Genomic DNA, 2,756 nt, shown 5'->3' with positions numbered 1-2,756 from the left:
GGTGGGGATCGGGTTTCAGGCTGTTGAGCGGCTGCCCGACGGGGCGGAGCTGTGGCTCGGCGTGCCCGCCCGCGGGCTGCGCACCTACCTGGCCGTGCGGGGCGGGCTCGACGTGCCGCCCGTGCTCGGCGCCCGCGCCACCGACACGCTCGCCGGGCTCGGCCCGCCACACCCGGTCGCGGGCGCGCTGCTGCCGGTGGGGCCGCCGCCCGCCGCGTTCCCGTGCGTCGACCTGGCGCCGCTGCCCGGACCGTCCGCCGGCGACCTCGTGCTGCGGGTGCTCGCCGGGCCGCGCGACGACTGGTTCGCCAGGGACGCCCTGGACGTCCTGTGCTCGGCCCCGTACCAGGTGGGCGCCGACAGCGACCGCGTCGGCATGCGGCTGCACGGGCCCAGGCTGGAGCGGGTGCGGCAGGGCGAGCTGCCCAGCGAGGGCGTCGTGCCCGGCGCGCTGCAGGTGCCGCACTCCGGTCAGCCCACGCTTTTCCTCGCCGACCATCCGCTCACCGGCGGCTACCCGGTGATCGCCGTCGTGCACAGCCGCGACGTCGACCTGGCCGCCCAGGCCCGCCCGGGCCAGCGCCTCCGCTTCCGTCCGATCCGGGACGACCGGCTCCCGGCCGGCTGCGGCCCCCTGGCACGCGAGTGATCCGAGACGACGAGCGTCCGGCTCGTCCCAGCCACGAGAGGAACGTAAGGCCATGACGCCCATGACGCCCATGACGCCCATGACGCCCACGACGCCCACGACGCCCATAACGCCCATGACGGCCGCGACGGCCGCGACGGCCATGCCCGCTGACCCGTCCCTGCTCACCCCGCACCAGGCCCGCGCGATCCTGCGTACCGGGCCGGTGACGCCCACCTGCGGCTGGTCCGCCGGGTGGACGCAGGCCAACCTGATCGCGCTGCCCCGAGACCGCGCCTACGACTTCCTGCTGTTCGCGCAGCGCAACGCCCAGGCGTGCCCGGTGCTCGACGTGACGGAGCCCGGGGAGACGGCCGCGTCGATCTTCGACGGCGACCTGCGCACCGACCTGAGCGCCTACCGCGTCTACGAGCACGGCGAGCAGGTGGCCGAGGTCACCGACGTCACCTCGTACTGGCGTGACGACCTGGTCTGCTTCCTCATCGGCTGCAGCTTCACCTTCGAGTCCGCGCTGGCGGAGGCCGGGGTCCCGGTGCGGCACGTGGAGAGCGGGACGAACGTCCCCATGTACTGCACCGACCGGCAGTGCCGTCCGGCCGGCGGGCTGTCCGGGCCGAAGGTCGTGTCGATGCGTCCGATGCCCGCCGAACTGGTGCCGGTGGCGGTCCGGGTGACCTCGCGTTACCCGGCCGTGCACGGGGCGCCGGTACACGTGGGCGACCCGTCCGCGCTGGGGATCGACGACCTCGGCAAGCCCGACTTCGGCGATCCGGTGGAGGTGCGGGCGGGCGAGTTGCCGGTCTTCTGGGAGTGCGGGGTGACGTCGCAGGCGGCGGTCATGCGGTCGCGGCCGCCGTTCGCGATCAGCCACGCGCCCGGGTCGATGGCCATCACTGACGCCCGCGACAGCGCCTACCTCGTGCCCTGAGCCGTGGCGGGCCTGCTTGGGCCATGATGGGCTGCTTGGGCCATGATGGGCTGATGGCCGAGATCCCGCTGGCAGGTGGCTTCGTGAACCAGGTGGTTCGCGTCGGTGACACCGTGCGCAGGGCGGGTGGGGCGCGGGCGGCGTTCGTCCGTGAGCTGCTGGCCGGGTTCGAGCGGGCCGGCTGGGCTGGGGCGCCCCGCCACCTGGGCACCGACGAGCGGGGGCGCGAGGTCCTGAGCTTCGTGGCCGGTGAGGTGCCGTGGGAGCCGGCGCGGGCGGCCGCGCTGCGCTCCGACGCCAACCTGGTGCGGGTGGCCGAGCTGGTACGTGAGTTCCACGACCTGACGGTGGGCATGGCGCGGGCCTTCGGCGCGGAGGTCGTCTGCCACAACGACCTGTCGCCACGCAACACCGTCTACCGGGATCCCGGTGACCCGCACCTCGCCGACCGAAACCTCGGCGACCAGGATCCCGCCGACCGGGACCCCTTCGGCCGAAACTTCGGCGGCCGGGATCCCGCCGACTGGAATCCTGCCGACTGGCACCTCGCCAGCCCGGACCTCGCCGACCAGTACCTTGGCGGCCGGGATCCTGCCAGCCTGGACCTCGGCGGACGGGGGCTAGGCTTGGGGGCGCGGCCGGTGGCCTTCATCGACTGGGACCTGGCTGCGCCGGGTCGCCGCGTCCACGACCTCGCTCACGTGTGCTGGCAGTTCCTGGACCTGGGGCCGGGGGTGCGCGACGTCCGGCAGGCGGCTCGCAGGCTCCGGCTGATCTGCGACGCCTACGGGACGGACGCGCGGCTGGAGCTGGTGGAGGCCATCCTGTGGTGGCAGGACCGGTGTTGGCGTGGCATCGAGTCGGGTGCGGCGGCGGGGGAGCCGGCGATGGTCCGGCTCCGCGACGTCGGCGCCCCGGCGGCGGTGCTGGCGGCCCACCGCTGGGTCACCGAGCACCGCGCCCAACTGGAAGCGCCGCTCCGCCACCCCTGACCACCTCGCTACCGCCCGGCCCCTTCTCCGGGCCGGCCTCTTCTTCGGGCTGATCCTTCTACGGGGCGGCCTCCTCCCGCCCGGCCCCCTTCGGGCTGGTCCCGGTCTGGACCGACGTGTTCGCCCCGCCTGGCCGCTCCTTCGGGCCGGCCCCGGCTTGGAGTGGCGTGCTCGCCTCGGCCGACGT

At 74.7% G+C, this 2,756-nt stretch carries 3 protein-coding genes; all 3 read left to right on the top strand.

Going from position 1 to position 2,756, the window contains the following annotated elements:
• Positions 1 to 649 (top strand): 5-oxoprolinase subunit C family protein (locus tag HII36_RS54505; protein ID WP_173531265.1); only part of this gene is annotated, 649 nt, incomplete at its 5' end.
• A 115-nt stretch (positions 650 to 764) separates the two neighbouring features.
• Entirely contained in the window at positions 765 to 1,577 is an 813-nt protein-coding gene (locus HII36_RS54500; protein ID WP_217371131.1) for a putative hydro-lyase, read from the top strand.
• A 53-nt stretch (positions 1,578 to 1,630) separates the two neighbouring features.
• Positions 1,631 to 2,569, top strand: a complete 939-nt coding sequence (locus HII36_RS54495; RefSeq protein WP_173531264.1) for a protein kinase family protein — start codon at positions 1,631 to 1,633, stop codon at positions 2,567 to 2,569.
• Positions 2,570 to 2,756: the final 187 nt, after the last annotated feature.

The sequence above is a fragment of the Nonomuraea antri genome, from assembly GCF_013283785.1.
GTDB classification, from domain to species: Bacteria; Actinomycetota; Actinomycetes; order Streptosporangiales; family Streptosporangiaceae; genus Nonomuraea; species Nonomuraea antri.
The sequence above is the reverse complement of the archived record's forward strand: the minus strand, read 5'-3'. Positions and strand labels throughout refer to the sequence as shown.

Excerpts from the sequence above, each read along its gene's own strand:
- HII36_RS54500 (WP_217371131.1), top strand. The coding sequence starts at position 765 with ATGACGGCCGCGACGGCCGCGACGGCCATGCCCGCTGACCCGTCCCTG.
- HII36_RS54495 (WP_173531264.1), top strand. The coding sequence starts at position 1,631 with ATGGCCGAGATCCCGCTGGCAGGTGGCTTCGTGAACCAGGTGGTTCGC.